Origin of the sequence: Pseudomonas sp. SJZ103 (genome assembly GCF_007828335.1) — a bacterium.
Taxonomy (GTDB): Bacteria; Pseudomonadota; Gammaproteobacteria; order Pseudomonadales; family Pseudomonadaceae; genus Aquipseudomonas.
The window spans coordinates 14141-36696 of the sequence record NZ_VIUN01000026.1; the positions used below are offsets into that span (position 1 = coordinate 14141).

The 22556-nt window shown below is 64.4% G+C and carries 24 protein-coding genes; 10 read left to right on the forward strand and 14 right to left on the reverse strand.

The genetic code is table 11. The annotated features are described in order from the left end of the window. Positions 1–324: 324 nt before the first annotated feature. The 7 genes from gspF to gspG form a co-directional block, all read right to left on the reverse strand. On the reverse strand, positions 325–1536 hold the full coding sequence (gene gspF / locus FBY10_RS30800; protein ID WP_145338722.1) for a type II secretion system inner membrane protein GspF: 1212 nt from the start codon (positions 1534–1536) through the stop codon (positions 325–327). Then, positions 1536–2954, reverse strand: a complete 1419-nt coding sequence (gene gspE, locus FBY10_RS30805; protein WP_131700675.1) for a type II secretion system ATPase GspE — start codon at positions 2952–2954, stop codon at positions 1536–1538. Before gspE ends, gspF begins: the two co-directional genes overlap by 1 nt. 172 nt (positions 2955–3126) lie before the next feature. Further along, on the reverse strand, positions 3127–5439 hold the full coding sequence (gspD, locus tag FBY10_RS30810) for a type II secretion system secretin GspD (protein ID WP_145338723.1): 2313 nt from the start codon (positions 5437–5439) through the stop codon (positions 3127–3129). Continuing rightward, on the reverse strand, positions 5436–5948 hold the full coding sequence (gene gspM / locus FBY10_RS30815; protein ID WP_145338724.1) for a type II secretion system protein GspM: 513 nt from the start codon (positions 5946–5948) through the stop codon (positions 5436–5438). The genes gspD and gspM overlap by 4 nt, the downstream gene beginning before the upstream one ends. Further along, a complete protein-coding gene (gspL, locus tag FBY10_RS30820; protein WP_145338725.1) occupies positions 5941–7011 on the reverse strand; it encodes a type II secretion system protein GspL in 1071 nt (356 codons plus the stop codon). The genes gspM and gspL overlap by 8 nt, the downstream gene beginning before the upstream one ends. Next, positions 7008–7886: a type II secretion system minor pseudopilin GspK gene (gene gspK / locus FBY10_RS30825; protein ID WP_178116821.1), complete on the reverse strand. Its 879-nt coding sequence runs from the start codon at positions 7884–7886 to the stop codon at positions 7008–7010. Before gspK ends, gspL begins: the two co-directional genes overlap by 4 nt. 8 nt (positions 7887–7894) lie before the next feature. Beyond that, complete coding sequence (gene gspG, locus FBY10_RS30830; protein ID WP_099491840.1) at positions 7895–8344, reverse strand: type II secretion system major pseudopilin GspG; 450 nt, start codon at positions 8342–8344, stop codon at positions 7895–7897. A 148-nt stretch (positions 8345–8492) separates the two neighbouring features. Here gspG and gspI point away from each other — a divergent pair, with 148 nt between their 5' ends. Then, on the forward strand, positions 8493–8858 hold the full coding sequence (gene gspI, locus FBY10_RS30835; protein WP_092489620.1) for a type II secretion system minor pseudopilin GspI: 366 nt from the start codon (positions 8493–8495) through the stop codon (positions 8856–8858). Here gspI and FBY10_RS30840 read toward each other — a convergent pair. Next, on the reverse strand, positions 8845–9276 hold the full coding sequence (locus FBY10_RS30840) for a type II secretion system protein N (protein WP_145338726.1): 432 nt from the start codon (positions 9274–9276) through the stop codon (positions 8845–8847). The two genes, gspI and FBY10_RS30840, sit on opposite strands and share 14 nt — an antisense overlap. 93 nt (positions 9277–9369) lie before the next feature. Here FBY10_RS30840 and gspH point away from each other — a divergent pair, with 93 nt between their 5' ends. Together gspH and FBY10_RS30850 are read left to right on the forward strand one after the other, a co-directional pair. Then, complete coding sequence (gene gspH, locus FBY10_RS30845) at positions 9370–9822, forward strand: type II secretion system minor pseudopilin GspH (protein ID WP_145338727.1); 453 nt, start codon at positions 9370–9372, stop codon at positions 9820–9822. After that, positions 9819–10430, forward strand: coding sequence for a type II secretion system protein GspJ (locus FBY10_RS30850; RefSeq protein ID WP_145338728.1), 612 nt, complete (start codon positions 9819–9821; stop codon positions 10428–10430). Before gspH ends, FBY10_RS30850 begins: the two co-directional genes overlap by 4 nt. 62 nt (positions 10431–10492) lie before the next feature. Here FBY10_RS30850 and FBY10_RS30855 read toward each other — a convergent pair whose 3' ends face one another. From FBY10_RS30855 to FBY10_RS30865, 3 genes are read right to left on the reverse strand one after another with little or no spacing between them, the layout of a single operon-like run. After that, positions 10493–11419 carry a FecR domain-containing protein gene (locus tag FBY10_RS30855; RefSeq protein ID WP_145338729.1) on the reverse strand — a complete coding sequence of 309 codons (927 nt, stop codon included), beginning with the start codon at positions 11417–11419 and terminating at the stop codon, positions 10493–10495. Between the two features lie 37 nt (positions 11420–11456). Then, on the reverse strand, positions 11457–12002 hold the full coding sequence (locus FBY10_RS30860; protein ID WP_027607555.1) for an RNA polymerase sigma factor: 546 nt from the start codon (positions 12000–12002) through the stop codon (positions 11457–11459). Then, positions 11999–12643 carry a secretin and TonB N-terminal domain-containing protein gene (locus tag FBY10_RS30865; RefSeq protein WP_131700666.1) on the reverse strand — a complete coding sequence of 215 codons (645 nt, stop codon included), beginning with the start codon at positions 12641–12643 and terminating at the stop codon, positions 11999–12001. The genes FBY10_RS30860 and FBY10_RS30865 overlap by 4 nt, the downstream gene beginning before the upstream one ends. Before the next feature lie 216 nt (positions 12644–12859). On the opposite strand from FBY10_RS30865, the gene FBY10_RS30870 reads away from it, so the two are divergent. Both FBY10_RS30870 and mntP read left to right on the forward strand, forming a co-directional pair. Next, positions 12860–13159 carry a hypothetical protein gene (locus tag FBY10_RS30870; protein WP_145338730.1) on the forward strand — a complete coding sequence of 100 codons (300 nt, stop codon included), beginning with the start codon at positions 12860–12862 and terminating at the stop codon, positions 13157–13159. A gap of 224 nt (positions 13160–13383) precedes the next feature. Beyond that, on the forward strand, positions 13384–13947 hold the full coding sequence (mntP, locus tag FBY10_RS30875) for a manganese efflux pump MntP (RefSeq protein WP_145338731.1): 564 nt from the start codon (positions 13384–13386) through the stop codon (positions 13945–13947). Between the two features lie 137 nt (positions 13948–14084). On the opposite strand, the gene FBY10_RS30880 is transcribed toward mntP, so the two are convergent. Continuing rightward, entirely contained in the window at positions 14085–15152 is a 1068-nt protein-coding gene (locus tag FBY10_RS30880) for an NAD(P)-dependent alcohol dehydrogenase (RefSeq protein WP_145338732.1), read from the reverse strand. Between the two features lie 146 nt (positions 15153–15298). Here FBY10_RS30880 and FBY10_RS30885 point away from each other — a divergent pair, with 146 nt between their 5' ends. The 3 genes from FBY10_RS30885 to FBY10_RS30895 all read left to right on the forward strand — a co-directional run bounded on the left by FBY10_RS30885 (position 15299) and on the right by FBY10_RS30895 (position 18492). Beyond that, on the forward strand, positions 15299–16195 hold the full coding sequence (locus tag FBY10_RS30885) for a VOC family protein (protein WP_145338733.1): 897 nt from the start codon (positions 15299–15301) through the stop codon (positions 16193–16195). Next, positions 16192–17583 (forward strand): alginate export family protein, encoded by a 1392-nt coding sequence (locus FBY10_RS30890; RefSeq protein ID WP_145338734.1) that lies wholly within the window; start codon positions 16192–16194, stop codon positions 17581–17583. The genes FBY10_RS30885 and FBY10_RS30890 overlap by 4 nt, the downstream gene beginning before the upstream one ends. Before the next feature lie 90 nt (positions 17584–17673). Further along, the gene (locus FBY10_RS30895) at positions 17674–18492 is read left to right on the forward strand and encodes an alpha/beta fold hydrolase (protein ID WP_027607561.1); all 819 of its coding nucleotides are present in this window, start codon (positions 17674–17676) and stop codon (positions 18490–18492) included. A 42-nt stretch (positions 18493–18534) separates the two neighbouring features. Here FBY10_RS30895 and FBY10_RS30900 read toward each other — a convergent pair whose 3' ends face one another. Both FBY10_RS30900 and FBY10_RS30905 read right to left on the reverse strand, forming a co-directional pair. Further along, positions 18535–18921, reverse strand: a complete 387-nt coding sequence (locus FBY10_RS30900; protein WP_092489609.1) for a DoxX family protein — start codon at positions 18919–18921, stop codon at positions 18535–18537. Positions 18922–19002: 81 nt separating this feature from the next. Beyond that, complete coding sequence (locus FBY10_RS30905) at positions 19003–19878, reverse strand: LysR family transcriptional regulator (RefSeq protein ID WP_131700659.1); 876 nt, start codon at positions 19876–19878, stop codon at positions 19003–19005. A gap of 112 nt (positions 19879–19990) precedes the next feature. Between FBY10_RS30905 and FBY10_RS30910 the strand changes: the two genes are divergently transcribed. Continuing rightward, a complete protein-coding gene (locus tag FBY10_RS30910; protein WP_145338735.1) occupies positions 19991–21223 on the forward strand; it encodes a YbfB/YjiJ family MFS transporter in 1233 nt (410 codons plus the stop codon). Then, on the forward strand, positions 21220–22218 hold the full coding sequence (locus FBY10_RS30915; protein WP_145338736.1) for an NAD(P)H-quinone oxidoreductase: 999 nt from the start codon (positions 21220–21222) through the stop codon (positions 22216–22218). The genes FBY10_RS30910 and FBY10_RS30915 overlap by 4 nt, the downstream gene beginning before the upstream one ends. The last annotated feature ends 338 nt before the right edge of the window (positions 22219–22556 follow it).

Here is a 22556-nt window from a genome sequence, read left to right on the forward strand (position 1 = left end):
GTGGCCGGGGGTGAAAACCATGGAGAGAAAGTCGCAGTTTCCGATGACGGTTATAGGAAAAAACCTCGGGAGGAAGGGCTTGATTTTAAAAAGATTCTCGGGTGTTTTGGTCACGGTTTTGAGCGGTTTGGCGGCAGGTGACAGCGAGGTTTCAGCGTGGGTTTCGTCAAGGCGGCGCGGGCTGTGACGCGGGGCCTGGATGTGACGGAGTGAGGAACCCGAGGTTGGGGTCTGGCGATACCGGCCCGCCCCAACATCAACTGAACAGACAGGGTCCAATGTGGGAGGGAGCAAGCCCCCTCCCACATTGGTTTTTTGGTGTGTTCAGGTCACCAGTTGGTTGATCTCGATGATCGGCAACAGCACCGCCATCACGATCACCAGCACCACCGCGCCCATCACCACGATCATCAGCGGCTCCAGCAACGCCGTCATGCCCATGGCCCGTCGTTCAATATCCCGCGACAGGGTCTGCGCCGCCCGCTCCAGCATCGGGGGCAGCGAGCCGGTTTTTTCGCCGCTGGCGATCAGGTGGATCAGCACCGGCGGGAAGACTTTTTCCACCGCCAGTGCCGGGGCCAGGTTGACGCCTTCGCGCACTTTGGCCGTGGCATCGTTGACGCACTGGCTCAGGCGCTCGTTGGACAGGGTTTGCCGCGCCGCTTCCAGCGCCCGCAACAGCGGCACGCCGGCACCGCCGAGGATCGCCAGGGTCGAGGCAAATCGCGCGGTATTCAGGCCCAACACAAAGCGCCCGATCAGCGGCAAGCGCAGCACCCGGCTGTGCCAGTTAAGGCGCGCCACGGGGTTGCGCAGGTACAGGCGCCAACCCCAGCCCCCCCCGACGATACCGCCGAAACACAGCCAGCCCCAGGCACGGATAAAGTCGCTGGCGTTGAGCATCGCCAGGGTCAGCCCCGGTAGGTCCTGGCGCGCCTGGGAGAACGCGCTGACCACCTGGGGCACCACGTAGCTGAGCAAAAAAATCACGATGCCAATCGACACCAGCCCGACTACGCCGGGGTAGATAAACGCGGTGAGGATCTTGCCACGCAGGTTGTTGCGCTCTTCGATGTAGTCGGCCAGGCGTTCCATCACCTGGGCCAGATCACCGGACTCCTCCCCCGCCGCGATCAGTGCGCGGTAGATCGACGGAAAATCCCGTGGCCGTGCCGCCAACGCATCCGCCAGACGCATGCCGCCGCGTACATCGGCGCGCACGGCAGCCAGGGTCTGGGCGATGTGTTTTTTCTCCGCCTGCTCCACCGTGGCGCTTAATGCCGCCTCCAAGGGCAGGCTGGCGCCGAGCAGGCTCGCCAGTTGCCGCGTGGCCCAGGCCAGGTCGTTGTCCGACAGTTTGGCGCTGAACAGGCTGCTGCCGGCGGCGCTTTGCTGACCGCCCTCGACCTGCACCAGCAGCGCGGTCAAACCACGGCTGCGCAGCACCGCAAACGCTCCGCTCTGGCTGTCGGCCTCCAGGTGCCCGGCCTCGACTTTGCCGCTGGCATCGGCGGCTTCATAGCGGTAGCGATTCATCAGGCGTCCCGTGTCACGCGCAGGATTTCTTCGGGCGCGGTGGCGCCGCTGCGTACCCAGCGCTCGCCGTCCTCACGCATGCTGAACATCCCCGCACGGCGCGCCGCCACGCGCAGATCCTGCTCGCCGGCGCCCTGGTGGATCAGGCTGCGCACCTCGTCGTCGACGCAAAACAATTCATGGATACCGGTCCGCCCGCTGTAGCCGATCTGATTGCACTGCGCGCAGCCCACCGGGCGCCAGGTGCCAGGCGCGGCGGGGTCTTCCTGTTTGCAATGCGGGCACAGGCGGCGGACCAGGCGTTGCGCCAGGACGCCCAGCAGTGACGAGGCCAACAGGAACGGTTCGACGCCCATGTCGATCAGGCGGTTGACCGCCGACACCGCATCGTTGGTGTGCAGGGTCGCCAGCACCAGGTGCCCGGTGAGCGAGGCCTGCACCGCGATTTGCGCGGTCTCCAGGTCGCGGATTTCACCGATCATGATGATGTCCGGGTCCTGGCGCAGGATCGCTCGCAGGGCCAGGCCAAAGGTCATGTCGATCTTGGCGTTGACCTGGATCTGGCTGATGCCCGGCAGGTCGTATTCCACCGGGTCTTCCACGGTGAGGATATTGCTGGTGCTCGCATCCAGCCGTGCCAACGCGGCGTACAGGCTGGTGGTCTTGCCGCTGCCCGTGGGCCCGGTGACCAGCACGATGCCGTGGGGCTGGCGAATCAAGGTGTCGAGGCGCGCCAGCAACTGCGGCTCCATGCCCAGGGTCTCCAGCTGCAAACGCCCGGCCTGTTTGTCGAGCAAGCGCATTACCACGCGCTCGCCGTGCCCGGTGGGTACCGTCGACACACGAATATCAATCGGCCGCCCGGCCACGCGCAGCGCGATACGACCATCCTGGGGCAGGCGTTTTTCGGCGATGTCGAGCTGGGCCATGATCTTGATCCGCGACACCAGCGCGCCATGCAACGCCTTGCGCGGCGACACCACATCGCGCAGGGTGCCGTCGACGCGGTAGCGCACCACGGAGTGGGTTTCATACGGCTCGATATGGATATCACTGGCCTCGTCCCGCGCCGCCTGGGTGAGCAAGGCATTGATCATGCGGATCACCGGCGCGCCGTCCTGGGTGTCGAGCAGGTCGGTGATTTCGGGCATGTCCTGCATCAGGCGGTCGAGGTCGACTTCGTTCTCCGCCGCGCCCACCACGGCGGCGGCGCTGCCGGTGTCGGCGTAGGCGCTGGCGAGGAGGCCGTCGAGTTCATCGTCGCGTACCTGCTCAACCCGCGACTGGCCGAACTGGCGCTGCACTTCGCTGATCGACCAGCCGGGGGTCGAGGGGCAGACGGTGAGCAGCATGCCGTCCTCGCCGGGGCGCAGGAGGATGCGTTGGGATTTGGCCCAGGCGTAGGGCAGCAGGCTCATACCCCTCTCCCACAGGAATATACAGTGCAAATGTGGGAGGGGCGGTGCGACGATTCGACTTGCCCCCGATGAGGGTGTGTCAGCCACAGGTGTACAAACTGACCCACCGCTATCGGGGGCAAGTCGAATCGTCGCACCGCCCCTCCCACATTTGGCCCAGCGAACAGCAGGCTCATGGCCGTGCGCCTACCGGCACCGCGCGGATGACCGCCCTCGGCCCCTGCTGCTGCCCTCCCGGAATCGCCTTCTCCACCGACGGCAACTGCGGCGCCTGTACATCCGGCATCGCCCAGCTGTGTTCCGGCTGCAACCCACTCTGCGCCCGGCGCATAAACTCATAGCGGTTCAAGGTAATGCTACGCCCCGCCCCACTGTCGCGAATGATGTAAGGCCGCAAAAACACCATCAGGTTGGTCTTGCTCACACTGCGCTTCTCATTGCGAAACAACGCCCCCAGCCCTGGAATATCCGACAGCCACGGCACCGCGTCATTGCTCTGGGTATAGCCGTCCTGCAACAGCCCGCCCAGCACCATGATCTGCCCGTCATCCAGCAGGATGCTGGTGTCGATCGCGCGCTTGTTGGTCACCGTGCCCGCCGACACCGACGCCCGTGTGTCCACGGTGCTGACCTCCTGGTAGATATCCAGCTTCACCGTGCCGCCTTCGGAGATCTGCGGGCGCACGTTCAGCTTGAGCCCCACCTCTTCGCGCTGCACGGTCTGGAACGGGTTATTGCTGGTGCCGCCGCCACCGGTCACATAGCTACCGGTAACGAATGGAATGGTCTGCCCCACAAAAATGCTCGCCGCTTCGTTGTCCAGGGTCAGCAGGTTCGGCGTCGACAGCACATTGGTGCCGCCCTTGCTCTTCAAGGCACGGGCCAGGACCTTGAGGTCGAGCACCTTGCCGATCCCCGGAATATCCACGGTGCCATTGACCACGCCGATATTCAGGCCCTTGGGCAGTACATCGATGCTGGTGGGACTGGTGGGCGTGCCCACGACACCGCTGCCACCCAGGTTAACGCCACCGAACCCACCTTTGCCCGCCAGGTTGCCGGCCTGCCATTGCACACCGAACTCGGTGGCATCGTCCTCGCCCACTTCCACGATCAGGCTTTCGATCACCACTTGGGCGCGGCGCTGGTCGAGCATGTCGATCACTTCCCGCAGGTTGCGGTACAGCGGGTCCGGCGCGGAGATCAGCAAGGTGTTGGTGGTGGCGTCGGCCTGGATGGTCACGCCGCCGGCGCTGAACGCGGTGTCCTGCTCGTTGGCGGTATTGCCGGTATTGGTGCTGGAACCGGTGGTTTGCCCATAGCCCGACTGCACGCCACTGCCGGTGGGCGTGCCGCTGCTGTTCTGGGCAGTGCTCGTGCCCTGGCCGTTATTGCCATTGCCGCCCATGGCACTGAGCTTGCCACGCGCGTCGTCGCTCACGCCGGAATCGCTCTCACCGGTGAGCAGCCCGCGCAGCGACTGGGCCAGCTTGGCGGCCTGGGCGTTGCGCAGGTACACCACGTGCATATTGCTGGGGTTGCTCTGGGCATTATCGAGCTTGTAGATGAGGTTGCGCGCCAGCTCCGTACGCTCGGGGCTGCCGGAACGGATGATGATCGAATTGGAGCGCGGGTCACCGACCACGTTGATCTTCTGGGTCTGGTCGGCGCCCTGGGTTTCCAGCAGTTCGGCGACCATGGCCGCGATGTCCACGGCGATGCCGTTTTGAATCTGCACCACATCGGTATCGATGGCGCTGGGAGTGTCGATGCCACTGATGATCTGGGCGACCCGCGCGAGGTTTTCCGCATAGTCGGTGATGACGATGCTGTTGTTGCCGGGGTAGGCGTTGATCGGGTTGTTCGGCGACACGATGGGACGCAACACCGGAATCAGGTTCACCGCATTTTCGTATTGCAGGCGGAAGGTGCGCGTCTGCATGCCGCTACTGCCCGCGCTGTAGATCGGCCCGCCGAGCAACTTGGCATCGGCCTCCGGCACCACCTGGGCCACGCCGCCCACATCCACCACGCTGAAGCCCTGCATGCGCAGCACCGCCAGCAGCATGTCGTAGGCCTGGTGCGCCGGTACCTGACCTTCGCTGACCAGGGTGAGGTTGCCTTTTACCCGCGGGTCCACCAGGAATTGCTGGCCGGTGGCACGGGACAGCGCGCGCACCACCGCCTGGATATCGGCATCGACGAAGTTGAGCTGCACCGGCTGGTCACCCAGCGGGTTACGCGCCTTGACGGGCGCAGGGGCCTGGCCTCGGACGCTGTTGGTGACCCGGTGTTGTACGGCAGGCTTGGGGGCCGGCTCGCGTTGGCGATCCAGTACGGTGTCGCCGCTGCGACGGGTGTCGGCCAGGGGTTGGCCAAGTTCACTGTCCACCAGTAACGGCGTAGTTGACGGGCTGCTGCACGCACTCAAGGCCAGTAACAGCAACGGCGCGGCCTTGCGAAAAGGGAGGACTGACCACTTCATGAAGCTTCCTTAGCGCCAAGCGCCTGATCCATGCGAACGGTCCCGGACACAGTGCCGGCCGAGTTATCGACGGCATCCGCAGCACGCTGCAAACGCGCCTCGGACACCTCCAGGGAAAATGAACGGGGATTGCCCAGCAGCCAGCCCACCACGGCGTCGGCCGGGGCGTTGTCGAAGGTCAGGCGCCAACCGCCGGCATCCAGCACCTGCAACTGGTAATGCCCTTGCAGCCCGGCAGTGTCCAGGGCCTGGCGCAACGCGGTTTCGTCGGCCTGACGCGGCGCGGCGACGTCCTGCAACAGCACCTGCAAGGCTTCGGACTGGGCGCGCAGCCTGGGGGTTTCGGCCTGCCAGTAGTCGATCTTCTTCAACGCCGGCTGCACCAGCACCAGCCAGGTCAACAGGCTCGCCAACACCAGCCCGGCGCCGATCAGCAGGCGTTTCTCGCGCAGGGCCAGGCCGCTCCAGAACACCTGGGCCTGGTTGCGCAGGCGCAGCCACCTATTCATCGCCGGCCTCCGGTTTTTCCGTGGCCGGCGCCGGGCCGATGCTCCAGCCCTGCTCATCGCGCGTGGCGGCAAAACCGGCCTGGGCCAACGCGGCCTGCCACTCGCCCTCGGCCGCCGGGTTACGGCTGTCGGCGAGCAACGCCAGGTGCAAGGTGCCCTGTTCAAAGTTCAGGTTGTCGACGCTGCCCACCATAAAGGGCAAGTTGCTGCCCGCCAGTTGCAGCAGACTGCTGAAGCGTTGGCCCGAATCGGCAGCCGCACCGCTCTGGCGCGCGGCCAACTGTTGACGGGCCTGCTGCAAGGGGTTGAGCACCACGGGTAATTCAGGAAACGCCTGGCGCACCTGTTGGTTCATCAACGCCTTGAGCCGTTGGCCTTCGTCCACCTGGCGCGCGGCATACAGGTTGAGGCCGACGGTCCAGATGGCGGTGGCCAGCGCCACACAGGCCAGCGCCCTGCCCCATCCGGCGCCAGACGCTTGGCTGACGCGCGCGTGCAAGCCCCAAGCCGGCACCGCGCCGCTCCAACGCTGCGCCGCCGCCACCAGCGGCACATCAAGCGCCTGCAACCCCAGCGGGTGCACAGCGCCTTGTTGCAGGCTGTCGCGGGTCAACAGATAGCCGTCGTCCAACGCCGCAGCCCCCACCGGCAAGGCATAGGGCGCCGGGTACAGGCCGCGCAGCTTGAGCTGCACCTGGGCCAAGACCTGGCCCAGCCGTTCCAGCCCGGCCTTGGGCACCCAGCCCACCTGCACGCGCCCATCGCTTTCACGCGGGCCGTGGGCCACGTGCATCTGTTCCACCGGGCCGAGGATCAGCGCCTGCGCCGCACAGGCCACCGCCGCCTGGTTTTTCGCTGCGGGCAATGGCGGCAGCTCAAGGCTGGTGAGCAGGCTGTCACGCGGGTGCAGAAAGCAGTCCACCGCCTGCCGGCTCTTGCCCAGTTGGGCCAGGCTTTCCTGCCCTTCGGACACCACCACGCCACGGTCGAGCCAGGCAAATTTCACCTGGCTTTGTGCGCTGATCTGATCCAGCGGCGGCAAGGCAATGCGCAAGCGTTTCATACGCCCACCCGCGACCAGATCACCTTGGGTTCACGGTCTTCGGGGCGGTGCAGCAACGCGTCGATCGTCACCCGCTGGCGCTCGCGCCGCGCCTGGCCCTGCAAGCGAAACCACTCGCTGGTGATGCCCACCTGCACCGATTCCAACTCGACCTGGGGCAAGTGCAGGCGGTTTACAAAATCCCCACGGTTGATAAACCAATGGCCATTGTCGCGCTCGGCCACCAACCCATGGGCCTGGGACAGGCTGAGCTGCGGCACCACCGCGCTGAGCACTTCGGCACTCGCGGTGTTGCCGTTGACCCAGGTATTGCCGGGCAGCACGCTGATGTACGCCTGCAGGTGCTGCAACACCTCAGGGGTCAGGCCTTCGAGGCCACTGAGGTCGTCGAGGCTGCGCAGCATCGGGTATTTGGCGGGCAACCCGTTCTGTTCGTAGGAGGCAATCACCCGCTGGCTGATGCGCCGGCTCACGGCCGGGGCCACGCCCAGGGTGCGGCACAGGCGCTCGAAACTCTGCAATTGTTCGGCATCGGGCTGTTGGCGGTTAACCAGGTTGCGCAGGTTGAACTTGCCCTGCTCATCGTCAATCCGCCCCTCGAACACGCCGGCCTGGGTCCGCGCCCAAGGTTGGTCAAGGCGGGTCAGCACGTCCTTCTGGCGTGCCTCCCAGAGCATCTGCCGGCTGCGTTCAAGGCCACCGAGCAACAGCCATTGGCCCTGCACGCGCGACTGTTCGGCTTCCAGGCTGCGGGTGAATACGGTCTGGCGCGTGAGCATGCCGCCGGCGATCACCGCCACCACCGCCGCGATCAGCAAGGCACTGATAATCGCCATGCCGCGCTGCTTCGCCGCTGGGGGCGAATACCGTTTCATGGCGCGCCTTACAACTGCCAGGAGCCGATATCGGCATTGACGCCATCGCCATCCGGTTGGCCATCGGCGCCCAGGGAGAACACATCGACCTCACCGTTGGCGCCCGGGTTGAGGTAGTGATAAGGATGGCCCCAGGGGTCGTTGGGCAAGCGCTCGAGGTAGGCGCGCCAGGTGCTGTTCTTGGCATCCGCCGGGCGTTCCACCAGCACTTTCAGGCCCTGGTTCATGCTCGGGTAGGTGCCGTGGTCGAGGCGATACAGCTTCAACGCCTGCATCAACCCACCGATGTCCTGCTTCGCGGCGGTGGCCCGTGCCTGGTCCGGGCGATCGAGGACCTTGGGGACCACCATCGCGGCGAGGATCCCGAGGATGACCACCACCACCATGATCTCGATCAAGGTGAAGCCACGCTGGCCGCGAGGGCCTGGCAATGGGGATGTTAGGCGCGCGATATCCATCTCGACATTCCTTGGCTTGGGTACATTTCGTGGCGCAGTGTTGCAAGAACACATGTCAGTCGTATTGAAAATCCTCGGGAGTTTCGGTCGCCAATCGGTCAACTGCCGGCGCTAGTCTGCGGGCCTGTTTCCCGGCTTTGAGAGCGCCATGTACGGCCGTCGCAAGGAGCAAGGTTTTACCCTGATCGAGGTGCTGGTGGCGCTGGCGATCATCGCCGTAGCCATGGCCGCCGCCATCCGCGTGGCCGGGTTGATGACCCAGGGCAACGGATTACTGCGGGACAAATCCATGGCATTGCTGGCGGCGCAGAGTCGCCTGGCGGAGTTACGCCTGGAGGGGCATTTGCGCGACGGCACAAAGACCTTCAGCTGTGACCAGGGGCGCTTGAAACTGCGATGTGAGCAGACCATCAGTCGCGATGGCCGCCTGTTTCAAGTCAACGTGCAGGTGCTCGACGCCAGCCGCGAGGCGCCGCCGCTGGCCCGCGTGGAGACACAGGTCAGGGCCGAGTGAGTCGCGGCAAGCCCGGTCCATCGGGCAACTTGTCGAGGTTGACGCGCAGCTTCTCGCCGCCGCGCTCGATCTCGACCCCATCGCCTTCGATGGCCGTGAGCCGCACGCCGGGACTGAGGCGCTCGCCCAACAGGAAACTGCGCGGCGGGCCGTCGTTGAGACTGAGGATCGCCACCGCACCACGGGCGCCGGCCAGCACGCCAGAGACTTTGACCTGCAACGCCGCCGGCGCATTGGAAAACCATTGCAGCGCCGGGTTATCGCTGCGCGCCGCCAGCGCCTGGGGCGTGGCCTGGGGCGTATGGGACTCGGCGGACGTCAGCAACAGCGGCGTCCAGACCGCCACACCGGCCAACGCCGCCAGCAACGCCACGATTTGCACACCGTGGGCAGGTGAAAAACGCAGGGTAAATGCCATGGGAAGGACCTCCTGTTTGTCCATGGCACCAGCCTACAGGCCAATTCGCACGTTTTTATTTCACAAGCTCACCAGCTTTCGAGGGGCCTAACGATGAAACAGCAAGGCTTCACCCTGATCGAGTTGATGGTGGTGCTGGTGATCATCGGCATCGCCAGCGCCGCCATCAGCCTGACCATCAAGCCCGACCCGCTGCACCTGTTGCGCAAAGACGCCGAGCGCCTGAGCCAACTGCTGCAAGTGGCCCAGGCCGAAGCCCGCGCGGACGGCCGTCCGATCACCTGGCGCGCCGACGCCAAGGGCTTTCGCTTCAACCGCCGCAACGACGCTGGCAACGGCGTCGAAGCGTTCCAGGGCGATACCCAACTGCGCCCACGCCTATGGGAAAGCACGCCGATGCACATCAATATCGAACCCCGGCAAACCCTGGTGCTCGACGCCGAATGGATCAACCCACCCGTGCGCATCGTGCTGTCCGACGGCCAACACAGCCTCAGCCTGCAACGCGACACCGCCGGCTTGATGCGCGTGGTGAGCCAGCCATGAAGCGCTCCGAGCAAGGCTTTACCCTGATCGAAGTGATGGTCGCGATCATGCTTATGGCCGTGGTCAGCGTGATCGCCTGGCGCGGACTGGACAGCGTCACCCGCGCCGACCAGCACCTGCAGGCAAGCAGCGAACAGACCGAAGTGCTGCTGCGCGCACTGAACCAGATGCAGCGCGACATCAGCCTGCGCGCCAGCGTCGAACTGAACGCCCCGGATCCCTCAAAGAACAGTGCAGAAAAGGTCGATGGACTGGCGGCGGTCACCGTGCGCAGTTCCGACAGCAAAGGGTTCCGGCTGGACATCATTCGCAGCGCGTCCATCGCCGGGGATGGCCTGCAACGGGTGCGTTGGTGGCTCAAGGGCGACAGTTTGTATCGCGCTGCCGCCCCCGCGCGGGATCGCTATCCGCTGCCGGCGGCAAAGGATGGCGTGGTGGTGTTGAGCGGTGTCAGTGACCTGCAGGTGCGGGTGTGGGAGGCGGATAAGGGCTGGCGGCAGTTGAGCGGGAATCGGCGTGAGGATCCGTTGGGGCTGGAGATCAGTTTGGTGCGGGAGACGCCGCAGGGGGTGGAGAGGTATCGGCAGGTGGTGGGGCCACTGAGATAGCCGTCCCAAACACGCCCCCCCCGTAGATATCTTGTTATTACATTGAAAATAGGCAGGTACTTCTAACTCAACAACACCACCCCACCCGGCAACTCCGTACACTTGGCCCCATACGCATCCCGAATCAACAACGCCACCCCCGCCAGTTGCTGCAGGCTGAACCGCGCCTGTACGCGTCGTTGGCCGAGTTCCTTGTTGAGCAGCACCAGCATCCCCGGCCGGTAGCGGTTGATCTCGTCTACCACCGTGGCCAGGGTGGCGTTGTTGAAGACCAGCACCTGTTCGCGCCAGGCCACGACCGCCTGGGTGTCCACCACCACCGGTTCGCCCATGCCGGCCGCGTCGTAGCTCAGTTGCCGGCCGCTCTCCAGGCGCACGCTGCGCCCGGCAACGTCCACCGACAGCCACCCTTCGATACAGGTCACGCACACCGTGCGGTCGGTGTTGCGCAGGTTGAAACGTGCCTGCGCCGCGCTCACCCAGCCTTCGCCCGCCAGCACCTTGAGCGGCTGTGCGGAATGGGCGATCACTTCGACTTCGCCTTCAAGCAATTCAAGGCCCTGCCCCACTTGGCTCACGCGCGTTTGGGTATTGAGTTCCAGGCTGACCCCGTTACTCAACAGCACTTGGCGTTGTTCGCCGACGTCGGTGCGATAGTCCGCCGTGAGGCCGGCAAAACCACCGGGGGAGCCGACCTGCACCATCACCACAGCGGCCGATGCGGCAATCGCGCCGCCCAGGAATGCACGGCGCCCGAAACTGCGCGGTTGCGATACCTGCTCAAGCGCCGGTGCCAACTGCTGCCACATCGCCTTGGCATGCTCGAACGCCTGGGCGTGCTCGGGGCTTTGCGCACACCAGGCTTTGAGCGCCTTGGCATCGGCCACGGTGGCGCGGCCCGAGGTCAGCAGGACCAGCCAGTCGCGGGCTTCATCGTGCAGGGGGCTGGCGGCGGAGTGCCGGGCGGCGGAGAGGCTAAAAATGTTCAAGCGCGCAAATACTCACGGTTTTATCAGGGACTCGACTCTAAGACGGTTTTCCGGCCCCGGGACCGAACCGCTGGATCACTTTTCTTTCCAGACGCTTGGCGCAGTGGCCCAAGGCGGCCTTGATTTCCTTCTCGACCATGCGCGTGGAAATGCCGAAACGCTGGGAGATTTCCAGGTGTGGCGCCTCTTCCAGGCGTGCGGCGATGAGGATCTTGCGGCGGCGTGCCGGCAGTTCGTAGAGCGCCTTGACCAAGGACTGGATTTCTTTCTGGCCGCCCACCACCCGTGACGGGTCCTGGGCTTCGTCGGCGCTTTGCAGCAGTTCTTCCACCTCGCTGCCAGTGAGCAGGCGCGCGTCGGCCTGGCGGCGGTCGGCGGCGATGTTCAAGGCCATGCGGTACAGGTAGGCATTGGGTTGCGCCAGGTTAGGCGGCACTTCCATGCGGTCGACCCGCAGGTAAGTTTCGTGCAGGACATCGTTGGCCAGGTCCTCCGAGCCCAGGCGCTTGCGCAAACGCACCTTGAAGTCATCGTAGGAGGCCAGGAACAAGCCGACCATCGTACTGTGCCCGGTATTTTTCATCCGCCCCAGGCTCCGTTTGCTGCTGTGCATTCCATGCGCGTTCCTGTTGTGTCAGGCATCAAAAGTAAAGTCACCGGTTGGCGCAGGGAACTTGGTGCCGGGCGTTCGACCCGCGCGGTGCCCAGGCTGCGTACCAGTGCTTCATCGCGTTGTTCATCGCCGGTGGAGCTGACCAACCGACTGTGTTCGATCAACCCTTGGGGGCTGACCCACACCTGCACCAGCGCCCGAAAACTGCCGGGCCGGGTCAGCGGCGAGCGGCACAGGCTGATCTCAATGGCCTGCTGCAAGGCCGTGGCGTAGCTGTTGTTGATCCGCGCGGCGTTGCGTGCCGCCGCACCACGGGTGGCAGGCGGCTGGCTGACCTCGGGCAACTGCAAGGTGAACGCATCATCGCGTGCATAACGCGCCATCAGGCCACTCCCCGTCAGCAACATCGCCAGAGCCTCCTGCGCCGTAAAATGCCCGCGCACACTGATGGAACGCCGGCCCCGCGTCAGTTCGCGGTCGACCAGCACTGCCATTCCGGTGGCGCGGCTGTAGGCTTGCAGTGCATGTTCCAGGTCTTGCGCCGGCAGGTTCAACAGCAGCAGCGGTGACTCTGCCTGCGCGACGCGACCACCGGCCAGCAGCAACAGCAAGACCAGGGCGCATACGGCGCGCCTCCAGCCCCCCTGTTCACCCCCTGTTCTGCATCGCTGCACGGCCGACGCGCCCTAGAAAACCGTCATCCTGAGGCCAGTGTATGAACCTGATGTTACGGTGATAGCAAAAAAAACATCACGGTGACGAGAGGCCCGCTGCACTAGACTTGCACACCTGCCGGCCCACCCCCTCGGGCCCGCCAGGAGGCCGTGATGAAACGCTTACCGATCCTCGCCAGCCTGTTGCTGTGCGCGGCCCTGCCCTTGCATGCCCATGCCGGCAACTGCGCCGAAGTCTCGGTGGATGGCTACAAGGCGCCCGACTATGGCTGCCTGAGCCAGCAGATGGGCAACGACACCAATGCCGCCAAAGCCGCGCAGAAAAACCGCGAGGCGCAAGGCATTGCCGTGGACAAGCGCCAGCCCAACAAGCTCGGCCTGGCCACCCCGGCGGCGACCAGCGTGCGTATGGGCAACACCTTCGGCACCTCGGTGAAACCACAGCGACCTTGAGCGCCTTTTGACAAAACTTTCATCTCTGCCCCCCTATGATCGCCCACCTCGTTGGGGAGTAACCGGCTTCTGACCCTGTTGGAAGCGTTCGTATCAACATATTCGGCAACCTGCCGTGGTGCGAACACCGTCTTTTCGGTTGGTGAGACCAGCGACACATCCATGCCTAAAGTCGGGCGTGTGGCTGTGTCGTTGTGTCCCATAGCCCGACTGGAAGCCTGACCGTGAACCCCATTTCCCTGATTCTCCTCGCCCTGGCCATGTCCACGGACGCCTTTGCGGCGGCCATCGGCAAAGGCTCCAGCCTGCACAAACCGCGTTTGACCGAAGCCCTGCGTGCCGGTGTGATTTTTGGTGTGATCGAAGCCATCACCCCGATGATCGGCTGGGCGATCGGCCATGTGGCCACTCGTTGGGTGGAAAGCTGGGATCACTGGATCGCCTTCACCCTGCTGGTCGGGTTGGGCCTGCATATGATCTACAACGGGCTCAAGGCCGATGATGAGGAAGCCGAAAAGCCGACCCAGCACTCGTTCATGATCCTCGCCGTCACGGCGTTCGCCACCAGCATCGATGCGATGGCGGTGGGCGTGGGCCTGGCGTTCGTCGACGTGAATATCCTGGTGGCCTCCGCCGCGATTGGCCTGGCGACCATGACCATGGTGACCATCGGCATGATGCTCGGCCGCGTGCTGGGCACGGTGGTGGGCAAGCGTGCCGAGATGGTCGGTGGCGTGGTGTTGATGCTGGTGGGTGCGACGATTCTTTACGAGCATCTCTCGGTCTGACGTGCACACATGACAAATGGGGGAGGGGGCTTGCCCCCGATGGCGGTGGGTCAGTCAATGATGCTCTGACTGTACTACCGTTATCGGGGGCAAGCCCCCTCCCACAGGGGTTCTCCAGTGGTTTGGAGATCGGGTTTTCAAGCCGCGTGGCTTTCCTTTTTCAAGCTGTCCATATCAATCACGAACCGATACTTCACATCGCCCTTGAGCATGCGCTCATACGCCTCGTTGATGCCCTGGATGTCGATCATCTCCACGTCCGAGACAATCCCGTGCCTGGCGCAGAAGTCGAGCATGTCCTGGGTCTCCTGGATCCCGCCGATCAGCGAACCGGCCAGGCTGCGGCGTTTGAAGATCAGGTTGAACACCGTCGGCGACGGGTGTGGGCTGTCGGGGGCGCCGACCAGGGTCATGGTGCCATCGCGCTTGAGCAGGTTGAGGAACGCATCGAGGTTATGCGGCGCGGCGACGGTGTTGAGGATGAAGTCCAGGCTGTTGGCGACCTTGGCCATTTCGTCCGGGTTCTTCGACACCACCACTTGATCGGCGCCCAGGCGCAGGCCGTCTTCGCGCTTGTTGGGCGAGGTGGTGAACAGCGTGACATGGGCGCCCATGGCGTGGGCGATCTTCACCGCCATGTGCCCCAGGCCGCCCAGACCCACCACACCGACCTTCTTGCCGGGCCCGACCTTCCAGTGGTGCAGCGGCGAATAGGTGGTGATGCCCGCACACAGCAACGGCGCGACGGCCGCCAGGTTGGAATCGTCGTGGGAGATGCGCAGCACGAACTTCTCCTTGACCACGATGCTGTCCGAATAGCCGCCAAAGGTATTTTCACCGCCGAACACCGGGCCGTTGTAGGTGCCGGTAAAACCGCTCTCGCAGTATTGCTCCTCGCCCTCGGCACAGGAAGCGCAGTGCTGGCAGCTGTCGACCATGCAGCCGACACCGGCGAGGTCGCCGACCTTGAATTTGCTCACATTGCCCCCCACCGCCGTCACGCGGCCGACGATTTCGTGGCCGGGTACCGACGGGTACAGGGTGTTGTTCCACTCGTTGCGCGCGGTGTGCAGGTCGGAGTGGCACACGCCGCAGTAGAGAATGTCGATCTGTACGTCGTCCGCCCCCGGCGCGCGGCGCTCGAAGGTAAAGGGCTTGAGGGCATCTTTGGCGTTCTGGGCGGCGTAGCTGTAAGTCTTGGCCATTTCGTTCACCTGTGTGATCTGACGGTAGAGGTCAGTGGACCAGCATAGACGCTGAACCGTTCAACCAAGCACGCCTGTACAATTTCCATCGCGCCCCTGCCCCTAACCTCACGGCTTCAATCGCGTAGAAGTGTTGGAGAGTGGGCATGCGTAGCAAAGTAATCAAGGTATCTGTGGCATTGACGCTGCTGGCGAGCGCAATGATGGGCAATGCCTTCGCGGCAACCCCGAGCGTGGCCGTGGCGCCGCAATACGACACCAGCCACGTGTATGTGGCCCCGGCGGATGTGGACCGTTTCGCCCAGAGTTTCCTCGCCACCTTTGGCGGCAAGAGCACGCCCCAGGTGGTGGTGAACGTGCTGCCGGTGCCGAGCAGCACCACCTCGCAACTGCTGCAGACGCCGGCGGGCACGGTGTCGCTGTTCGGTTTCACCACGCCCATCCCGCACCCGTTCGGGCAGGAACGCAACGGCTACCTGGTCAAGGACATGGACGCGGCGCTCACAGCCGCGCGAGAAAACGGCGCCGCCGTTATCGTCAGCGACTTCCCGGACCCGATCGGGCGTGACGCCGTGGTGCAATGGCCGGGAGGCGTGAACATGCAGCTCTACTGGCACACCAAGACCCCGGACTACGCGGCGTTCCAGACCGTACCGGAAAACCGCGTGTACCTGTCCACCGATCGCGCTGACGCCTTTATCAAAGCGTTCCTGGGCTTCTCCCACGGCAAAGTCCTGGCCGATGACAAGCACGCGCCCGGCGTCGATGTGGGTCAAGCCACTGGCACGTACCGTCGCGTCGATATCGAGTCACCATTCGGACGCATGGCGGTGCTAGTCACCAACGGCCAACTGCCCTACCCCTTCGGCCACGAGACCACCGGTTATCAAGTGCCTGACCTGACGGCCACGCTGGGCAAGGCCACGGGCTCCGGCGCCAAGGTCTTGGTGCCGGCCTTTGACAGCAAGGGCCGTCGCAGCGCCGTGGTTGAATTCCCCGGCGGCTACGTCGCGGAAATTCACCAGCTCCACGCCGCAAAATGATTCGCCGTACAGGCTGGGGCCTGGCCGTGCTGTGGCCGTTGCTCACCGGCGGCGTGCATGCCGACGAGCAACCGACACGCCCGGCCATCAAGGCCAACCGCTGGCAGGAGGACTGGTCGGTGCTCAAGGATCCGGCGCTGCGCACGCAGCCGCTGGACAGCTTGAAGTACATCCCGCTGTCCAGCGCCAACCCGTTCACCTATTTGTCATTGGGGGCGACGTTGCGGGAGCGCTTCGAGATGAACGATGCCAGTGGTTTTGGGGTGAAGGACGTGAAGCGAGATCGCTACCTGATCCAGCGCTTCCAGGTGCACGCCGACCTGCACTTGAATGAAAACTGGCGGCTCTTCACCCAACTCGAAGACGTACGCGCCTACGACAAGACCACGGTCGGCGGCGCCGATCAGAACCGCGTCGATTTGCGCCTGGCCTTTGCCGAATACGTCAACGCGTTCAGCAGCGGCACGCTCAAGGCGCGTGTCGGGCGTCAGGACTTCGCCTTCGATTTGCAGCGTTTTATCTCATCGCGGGACGGCCCGAATGTGCGGCAATCCTTCGATGCGCTGTGGGCCGATTGGGAGACGTCCAACTGGCGCTTTATCGGGATTGCCAGCCAGCCGGTGCAGTATCAGGACGGGCGGCATTTCGACGACAAATCCAACCGTGACGCGCGCTTCCACATGCTGCGGGTCGAGCGGCTGGTGGGCGGCAAGAATGAGCTGTCGGCCTACTACGGCGTATACGAGCGCAGCGCTGCGCACTATCTGGATGCGGACGGCGATGAAACCCGCCATCTGTTCGACGCGCGCCTGGGCGGTGCGGCCCAGGGATTCGACTGGGACATCGAAGCCATGCTGCAAAGCGGCTCGGTGGGCAGCAAGGATATTCGCGCCTGGGCCGGCGGCAGCCGCACCGGCTACACCTTCGACAGCCTGGCGTGGAAACCGCGCATCGGCCTGCAGCTGGACATTGCCTCGGGCGACCGCAAAACCGGAGACGGCACCGTGGGTACGTTCAACCCGCTGTTCCCCAACGGCTACTATTTTTCCCTGGCCGGCTATACGGGCTACAGCAACCTGATTCACGTCAAACCGTCGATCACCGTCAAACCCATCGACAAGCTCAGCGTGCAGACCGCCGTCGGCCTGTTGTGGCGCCAGACCACCAGCGACGCGGTGTACACCCAGCCGAACCTGCCCGTCGCCGGCACCGCAGGCCAAGGTGAACGCTGGACCGGTGCCTATGGTCAGCTGCGTACCGACTATGTGTTTACGCCGAATCTCACCGGCGCGGTTGAAGCGGTGCATTACGCCGTGGGCCGGACCTTGCGCGACGCCGGCGGCGATGACAGCAATTACCTGGGGGTCGAGCTCAAGTTCAGTTGGTGACCCCAGGCAAGCACACCCGTACAAGCCCCTGGCCCGGTTTAGGGCAATAGTGAGGCTGGTTTTTCAGTCCCTCAAATCAAGGAGTTTTCCATGAGCACATTCGTTGCCAAAGACGGTACCCAGATCTACTTCAAGGACTGGGGCAGCGGTAAACCCGTGCTGTTCAGCCACGGCTGGCCGCTGGATGCCGACATGTGGGAATACCAGATGGAATACCTCAGCAGCCGTGGCTTTCGCACCATCGCGTTCGACCGCCGTGGCTTTGGTCGCTCGGACCAGCCGTGGACCGGCAACGACTACGACACCTTCGCCGATGACATCGCGCAGCTGATCGAACACCTGGACCTCAAGGACGTGACCCTGGTGGGCTTCTCCATGGGCGGCGGCGACGTGGCCCGCTACATCGCACGCCACGGCAGTGCACGCGTGGCCGGCCTGGTGCTGTTGGGCGCAGTCACGCCGATCTTCGGCCAGAAGCCCGATTATCCCCAGGGCGTGCCGACCGAAGTGTTTGACGGCATCAAGGCAGGGTTGCTGAAAGACCGTGCGCAGTTCATCGCTGACTTCAACACGCCGTTCTTCGGCATCAACAAGGGCCAGGTGGTTTCTGAAGGTACGCTGACCCAGACCCTGCAGATCGCCATGCTGGCGTCCCTCAAGTCGACCGTGGATTGCGTCACCGCCTTCTCCGAGACCGACTTCCGCCCGGACATGGCCAGGATCGACGTGCCGACCCTGGTGATCCACGGTGACGGCGACCAGATCGTGCCGTTCGAGACCACCGGCAAGGTAGCAGCCGAGATGATCAAGGGCGCCGAGCTGAAGGTGTACAAGGATGCGCCGCACGGTTTTGCCGTGACCCACGCTCAGGCCCTGAACGAGGACCTGCTGGCGTTCCTCAATCGCTGAAACACCCGCTCCTTTGGCCGGGCTCGCCCGGCCTTTTTTGGCTCAGGAGAAACGCTGGCTCAGCACCAGGCGCCCCGGCCCGCTGATCAGCAGCGTGGTGAAAATGATCAACAGCAGCCAGCCGAATTGCCCTTCCAACAACGTCCATTCCGGATGCACCACCACCATCGCAATCAACAGCACCGCCAGTATCGGCAGGCACGCCAGGCGCACCAGCACCCCGGCGATGATCAGCAGCGGGCAAAGTACTTCGGCAAAAATGGCCAGCAGCAAGGTGACATGGGCGCCGAGGTGAAACGGGTCTTCGATCAGCTTCAACTGCTCGCTGTAGTTGAGCAATTTGGGCAAGCCATGCACCCAAAGCAGGAACAACGCCCCGCTGCCCCGCAGAAACAACAGCCCCAGGTCCTGGTGTCTTGATTCGTTCATATGCGCTCCGGTGGGTTGACACGTTATCGACGTCGATTGTGTCCACAGAGCGGTACGTACGCTTGCAACCGTGTGCTGACCTCACTCCCCGGTGCCGGCAAACCCCGCGACGATTTCATCGATCACCGCCCGTACCCGCGCGGTGTGGCGCAGGTCGGCGTGGGTCACCAGCCAGACATCGTAGGGCAACGGCCGCGTGCGCGCAGGCCATAGGCGCACCAGCCCGTCGCGCTCGCCGGTGAGGATGGGGATTTCGCCGATGCCGATCCCGGCGGCGATGGCGCGGCGCACCAGCAGGCTGGAACTCAGGGCGGCGACGATGCGCCCACGGCCCAGGGGTTCAGAGACCAGGGTCATGTCCTTCTGGGTTTGCAGGTACGGTTGATAGACCACGAGGTCATGCCCTTCAAACAGGCTGCCCGGCTCCGGTGCGCCCTGGCGATCGATATACGCCTGGGACGCAAACAACCCCACCGGCCAGCGCGCGAGACGCCGGGCAATCAGGTCAGGACTGTCCGGGCGCGTGTTGCGCACGGCGATGTCGGTCTCGCGTTTGGCCAGGCTCAGGAATTGGGTCGACGCATCCAGCTGCACGCGCACATCCGGGTGCTGGGCGTGCAGGCGCGCAATCGCAGGAATCAGGAAGTCGATGGCCAGGGAGTCGGTGGTGCTGACCCGTACGGTGCCGGTCAGGCGGTCATCCAGGCCCTGGATCTGACGCTCCAGGTCGAGCGCCGAACGTTCCATTTTTTCCACCGAGAGCAACGCGGCCTCGCCGACGGCGGTCAGTGCGTAGCCTTCGGAGGTGCGCAGGAACAGCGTTGCACTCAGGGACTTTTCCAGGGCATTGACCCGCCGGCCCACGGTGGCCTGGTCGACCCCCAATGCCCGCGCGGCACCGCGCAGCGTCGACTCGCGGCAGACCGCCAGGAACACCCGTGCATCATCCCAATTCATGCTGACTCCTTGCGCTGCATATATGCATCGCCATGACGTGTAATCGCTGCATTATTGCATCGATAAACCTGGATATGCTGGGCACCAGAGAAAAATACCCAGGACCGCCATCATGCTCGACACTCATGCTCCACCCCGCCACGCCGTATGGCTGCCGATCTTCGCCGGCCTGTGCGCCAGCCTGGTCAGCATCGGCCTGGCGCGCTTTGCGTACACGCCGTTGATTCCGTCACTGATCCAGGCCCACTGGTTCAGCGCCAATGACGTGGTGTACCTCGGTGCCGCCAACCTGGTGGGTTACCTGATCGGCGCGCTGATCGGGCGGCCCATCGCCCAGCGCACCTCGAACAGGACGGCACTGCGCATCATGATGGTGGCGGTGACCCTGGCGTTCTTCGCCTGTGGCTTCCCGCTGTCGGTGGTGTGGTTCTTCGCTTGGCGCCTGCTGTCGGGGATTGCCGGTGGCGCAATCATGGTGCTGGTGGCAGCGACCGTGTTGCCCCATGTACCGGCCGCACGCCGGGGTCTGGCCAGTGGCGCGATCTTCCTCGGCATCGGCCTGGGCATCGCCGGCTCCGGCACGCTGGTGCCGCCGCTGCTGAGCCTGGGCTTGCAGCAGACCTGGTTCGGCCTGGGCCTGCTGGCCGTGGTGTTGACCGCCGCCAGCTGGTTCGCCTGGCCTTCGGGCACGCTGCATGAGGACACACCGCCATCCGACTCGGCCGCAGCGACGCCTTCCGGCGTGTACCTGCTGTTCGCCCAATACGCCTTTATGGCCGCGGGGCTGGTACCAGCGATGGTGTTCCTGGTGGATTACGTCGCCCGTGGCCTGGGGGCCGGGGCGCATATCGGCGCGATGATCTGGGTGATGTACGGCCTGGGGTCGATTGTCGGGCCGGTCACCTACGGGTTCCTGGCAGACAAACTGGGGGCGCGCTTGAGCATCCGCGTGGTGCTGGTGGTGCAGGCGATTGCCGTCGGGGCGTTGCCGTTTGCCGGCTCGTTGACTGGCCTGGCGGTCCTCGCGGTGATCCTCGGTTCGTTCCCGCCGGGCATCGTGCCGTTGGCGCTGGCGCGGGTGCACGAACTGCTCCCCAACCATCATCAGCAGCAGGTCGCGTGGAGCCGTGCCACGGTTTCCTTTGCGACTTTCCAGGCGCTCTCGGGGTTTGCCTATTCCGCCCTGTTCAACGTCAGCGGTGGTCAGCATGCGCTGTTGTTCATGATCGCTGCCGGGGCGATAGTGGTCGCCCTGGCACTGGAACCGGGCATGCGCCTGCTGAACCGCCGACCGTCCGACGCGGTCCCAACCCATACGCTCATCGCTGCAGGTAATCTGAAATGACGCTTCCTAAAGAAATGACCCTGATCGAAATCACCACCCCCGGTGGCCCCGAGGTGCTGCAGCCGCGCCGCGCGGAGGTACCGGTGGCGGGCCCCGGCGAGATCCTGATTCGCGTGCACGCGGCCGGGGTCAATCGCCCCGACGCCCTGCAACGCGCCGGCAAGTACCCGATGAAACCCGGCATGAACCCGCTGCCTGGCCTGGAAGTGGCGGGCGAAGTCGCCGCGCTGGGCGACGGCGTGAGCGAATACGCCGTGGGCGATAAGGTCTGCGCCCTGACCAATGGCGGCGGCTATGCGCAGTTCTGCACGGTGCCCGCCAGCCAGGCGCTGCCGATCCCCGAAGGCATGGACTGGATTCAAGCCGCTGCCGTACCGGAAACCTTCTTCACCGTGTGGGCCAACCTGTTCGGCCTCGGCGATGCGCACACCGGCCAGCGCGTGTTGATCCACGGCGGCACCAGCGGCATCGGTACGACCGCGCTGATGCTGTGCCGCGAGTTCGGCATCCAGGCCTTCGCCACCGCCGGCAGCGCCGACAAATGCGCGGCCATCGCCCAGCTGGGCGGCGAGCCGATCAATTATCGCGAGCAGGATTTTGCCGAGGTCATCGCGCAACAGACCGACGGCCAGGGCGTGGATGTGATCCTCGACATCATGGGCGGCTCGTACCTCAACAACAACCTCAAGGCCCTGGCCATGGACGGCCACCTGGTGATGCTGGGTTTCCTCGGCGGCGCCAAGGCCAACGACGTCGACCTGCTGACCATCCTCGGCAAACGCGCGGTGATCACCGGCTCGCTGTTGCGTGCGCGCAGCAAAGACGAAAAAGCCGCGATTGCCGAACAGTTGCGCGAGTACATCTGGCCGGTACTGGAGGCCGGGCGTTGCCTGCCGATCATCGACAAGGTTTACGAATACACCGACGCCGCCCAGGCCCATGCGCGGATGGAAGGTGGGGACCATATCGGCAAGATTGTGTTGCGGGTGGAGTAAGCAGCAGGCACTACAAAGCCAATGTGGGAGGGGCAGTGCGACGATTCGACTTGCTCCCGTGGCGGCCTTCGGACCGACCGCTTTTTTGGAGTTTTAGCGAGTACATATCCGTTGCTGCGGTCACGGCCACTTAGGGTTCCGCCCTTACGGCGGGTCACTTTTGGAAAAGAGCCCCAAAAGTAACCAAAAGGGCTCTTGCCCCACCACTCGGTACCTCGCCTAGGCTCGGTATGCCCGAACGAAGGCTTGAATCCGTGGGCCGCCGTCATGGGCCATCCCTGGCCCAGGACGGCTAACCCGGCGTCCTGCCGGGTTACCCACGGATTCAAGCCTGCGTT

What these genes read in the sequence shown, in the direction of transcription:
- FBY10_RS30900 (WP_092489609.1), bottom strand. Translation starts at nt 18,921, where the DNA reads ATGAACGAATCAAGACACCAGGACCTGGGGCTGTTGTTTCTGCGGGGC.
- FBY10_RS30915 (WP_145338736.1), top strand. Translation starts at nt 21,220, where the DNA reads ATGACGCTTCCTAAAGAAATGACCCTGATCGAAATCACCACCCCCGGT.
- FBY10_RS30890 (WP_145338734.1), top strand. Translation starts at nt 16,192, where the DNA reads ATGATTCGCCGTACAGGCTGGGGCCTGGCCGTGCTGTGGCCGTTGCTC.
- FBY10_RS30895 (WP_027607561.1), top strand. Translation starts at nt 17,674, where the DNA reads ATGAGCACATTCGTTGCCAAAGACGGTACCCAGATCTACTTCAAGGAC.
- FBY10_RS30870 (WP_145338730.1), top strand. Translation starts at nt 12,860, where the DNA reads ATGAAACGCTTACCGATCCTCGCCAGCCTGTTGCTGTGCGCGGCCCTG.
- gspM (WP_145338724.1), bottom strand. Translation starts at nt 5,948, where the DNA reads ATGAATAGGTGGCTGCGCCTGCGCAACCAGGCCCAGGTGTTCTGGAGC.
- gspD (WP_145338723.1), bottom strand. Translation starts at nt 5,439, where the DNA reads ATGAAGTGGTCAGTCCTCCCTTTTCGCAAGGCCGCGCCGTTGCTGTTA.
- gspL (WP_145338725.1), bottom strand. Translation starts at nt 7,011, where the DNA reads ATGAAACGCTTGCGCATTGCCTTGCCGCCGCTGGATCAGATCAGCGCA.
- gspI (WP_092489620.1), top strand. Translation starts at nt 8,493, where the DNA reads ATGTACGGCCGTCGCAAGGAGCAAGGTTTTACCCTGATCGAGGTGCTG.
- gspH (WP_145338727.1), top strand. Translation starts at nt 9,370, where the DNA reads ATGAAACAGCAAGGCTTCACCCTGATCGAGTTGATGGTGGTGCTGGTG.
- FBY10_RS30910 (WP_145338735.1), top strand. Translation starts at nt 19,991, where the DNA reads ATGCTCGACACTCATGCTCCACCCCGCCACGCCGTATGGCTGCCGATC.
- FBY10_RS30885 (WP_145338733.1), top strand. Translation starts at nt 15,299, where the DNA reads ATGCGTAGCAAAGTAATCAAGGTATCTGTGGCATTGACGCTGCTGGCG.
- FBY10_RS30880 (WP_145338732.1), bottom strand. Translation starts at nt 15,152, where the DNA reads ATGGCCAAGACTTACAGCTACGCCGCCCAGAACGCCAAAGATGCCCTC.
- gspK (WP_178116821.1), bottom strand. Translation starts at nt 7,886, where the DNA reads ATGAAACGGTATTCGCCCCCAGCGGCGAAGCAGCGCGGCATGGCGATT.
- FBY10_RS30860 (WP_027607555.1), bottom strand. Translation starts at nt 12,002, where the DNA reads ATGAAAAATACCGGGCACAGTACGATGGTCGGCTTGTTCCTGGCCTCC.
- FBY10_RS30905 (WP_131700659.1), bottom strand. Translation starts at nt 19,878, where the DNA reads ATGAATTGGGATGATGCACGGGTGTTCCTGGCGGTCTGCCGCGAGTCG.
- gspE (WP_131700675.1), bottom strand. Translation starts at nt 2,954, where the DNA reads ATGAGCCTGCTGCCCTACGCCTGGGCCAAATCCCAACGCATCCTCCTG.
- FBY10_RS30840 (WP_145338726.1), bottom strand. Translation starts at nt 9,276, where the DNA reads ATGGCATTTACCCTGCGTTTTTCACCTGCCCACGGTGTGCAAATCGTG.
- gspF (WP_145338722.1), bottom strand. Translation starts at nt 1,536, where the DNA reads ATGAATCGCTACCGCTATGAAGCCGCCGATGCCAGCGGCAAAGTCGAG.
- gspG (WP_099491840.1), bottom strand. Translation starts at nt 8,344, where the DNA reads ATGGATATCGCGCGCCTAACATCCCCATTGCCAGGCCCTCGCGGCCAG.
- FBY10_RS30850 (WP_145338728.1), top strand. Translation starts at nt 9,819, where the DNA reads ATGAAGCGCTCCGAGCAAGGCTTTACCCTGATCGAAGTGATGGTCGCG.